This is a genomic window from Microbacterium sp. ZW T2_14, assembly GCF_044987405.1.
Taxonomy (GTDB): Bacteria; Actinomycetota; Actinomycetes; order Actinomycetales; family Microbacteriaceae; genus Microbacterium.
This window is the reverse complement of sequence record NZ_JBJDRK010000117.1, coordinates 1-2356: the sequence shown is the minus strand read 5'-3', so window position 1 is coordinate 2356 and position 2356 is coordinate 1. Positions and strand designations below refer to the sequence as shown.

Here is a 2356-nt window from a genome sequence, read left to right as displayed (position 1 = left end):
CGCCGGAGTCGGCCGGGTTCTCGGGCGCGCCGGCCGCCGAGGCGGTCGCGGTGGACGTCGACGTCGAGGTGAGGAACGTCGCCAGCGTCACCGCACCGGCAGCGGTGACGCTGCGGGCGAGCTCGGTGAGGGACGAGTGGTTCGCGATGGCCAGCGCCACGCCGAGTCCCACGGCCGCGTCCGAGGCGCCCAGCGCCGAGGACGAGGCGGTCGCCGTCGCGGTGGCCTCGAGGACCGCGTCGAGGTCGACGGCGCCATTGACCGCGACGAGCGCGCCGCTGCCGATGCGGGACGCCGACGTCACCGTCGAGAGGGCCACGGCGACGGCGGGAGAGAGGGCGACGTCGCCGCCGGCCGCGCCCATGCGGGCTTCGGCCGATGTGGTGCTGCGCCCGGAGGCGAGCAGTGTCACCGTGCCGGCGCCGGTGACCGTCGCACCGTCCGCGATCTCGGCGGTGGTGCGCGACGTCACGATCGCCAGCGCCACGGAGGCCCCGAACCCGAGGTCTCCGGCATCCGTCACGCCTGCGCCTGCGGGGAGGGCTGCGACGGTCGTCGCGGTGCGCGCGACGGCGCTCGCTGTCAGCGCGCCGCCGGTGAGAGCCGCGGTGCCTGCGACTCCGGCGTCGACGGTGTGGTTGATGACGGCGAGAGCGAACGAGCCGGCGACCGAGATCTTGCCGCCGCCGGCGCCGGCCACCGACCGGGCGCCGAACGTCGAGACGTCGTCGCCGTCCGTCACGGTCGTCGCCGTCGTGGTGAGCGCCTGGGCGGCGATCGTGGCGTCGATCGGCACGACGGCACGGTTGACGACCTCGGCCAGCGTGAGCGCGACGGCCGCGCCGATCGTGGCGTGGGCGCCCTGCGAGGCCGAGCCGTCGGCCGACGACGAGGCGTCGGTGTTGGTCCCCGTAAGAAGGTCGACCGTGCCGCCGGAGGTCAGCACCACGCCGGCCGCCAGCGCGGACTCGGCGCGCACATCGGCGAGCGTGACCGCGACGGCTGCGGCGGCGTTCACGCCGCCCTGCGACGATGAGGCGCTGGGTGCCGTCGCGCTGCCGGCGCCCGCTCCTCCGTTCGCAGCGGACGTCGCCGAGGCGTGGTCGCGTTCGGCCGCGACCGCCTGGTCGACACCGGTGCCGGCTCCGCCGCCGCTCGAGCTCTCCGGTGCGCCCGCAGCGGACGCCGAGGCGGTGGAGGTCGACGTCGACACGCTCGTGGCCTGCAGCTGCGCGGCGACGGATGCCGATGCACTGCGCGCGAGCACCGCGGTCACCGCGTGCTGCGAGATCGCGAGGGCCAGCGAGAGGCCGATGCCGGCATCGCCGGCGGCCAGCACCTGCGACGAGGCGACTGCGTTCGACGTTGCGCGCTGCGTGGCGGTCGCTGTGAGCGAACCGGCCAGGGCCAGCGGCCCGCCGGTTCCCAGGCGGGCGGTCGTCGTCACGGTGGACAGCGTGACGGCGACCGCGGGTGCCAGGGCGACGTCGCCGCCGCGCGCGCCCATGCGCGCCTCGGCGCCGGCCTCACTGCGACCGTCGGCCGACACGGTGAGGTCTCGCGCGCCCGACAGCGTCGCGCCGTCGGCCAGCTCGGCGAGGGTGGACTGCGTCACGAGCGCCAGGGCGACCGAGGCGCCGAGACCCAGGTCGCCGGCGTCGGTCACGCCGACGCCGGCCGGCAGGGCCGCCACCGTGGTCGCGGTACGGCTGCCGGCCATCACTGTCGCGTCACCGGCAGCGAGGGTCGCCGAACCGGCGAGGGCCGCGCGGGTGGCGTGGGTGACGACGGCCAGGGCGAACGAGCCGGCGACCGATACCTTGCCGCCGCCGGCGCCGGCCACCGAACGTGCGCCGAACGTCGAGATGCCGTCACCGCCGGGTGCCGATGCGTCGGCCCGCACCTGCAGACTCGCGGCCGAGACGGCGGCACCTGCGCCGAGGTCGGCGAGGTTGTGCACGGTGGCGAGGGTGAGGGCCACGGCGGCGCCGATCGTCGCGTCCGCGCCCTGCGACGCCGAGCCGTCGGCGGACGAGGAGGCATCGGTGTCGGCGCGGGCGAGGAGCGTCACGGCGCCCGCCGAGGTGATGACGACGCCGGGGCTCAGCTGGACGCTGTTGTCGACGGTCGCCAGCGTGACCGCGATGGCGGCCGCTGCGTTGACGCCGCCCTGCGACGAGGCGGCGCGGGCACCGGTGCCCGCGCCGCCGTGGGCGGTGGAGGTGGCGCCGGCGTGGGCGCGTTCGGCGGCGACGGCGTCATCGACGCCCGAGCCGGCCGCCCCGCCGGGGTTGCCCGGATCGGGCGCGTCGGCGCCGTTCTCGGGCGCTCCGCTCGCGGACGCCGTGGCGGTCGA

At 77.0% G+C, this 2356-nt stretch carries 1 protein-coding gene; it reads right to left on the bottom strand.

From position 1 onward, the window contains the following. On the bottom strand, positions 1-2356 hold a 2356-nt coding region (locus tag ACI3KY_RS20190; RefSeq protein WP_404931905.1), incomplete at both ends, for a beta strand repeat-containing protein.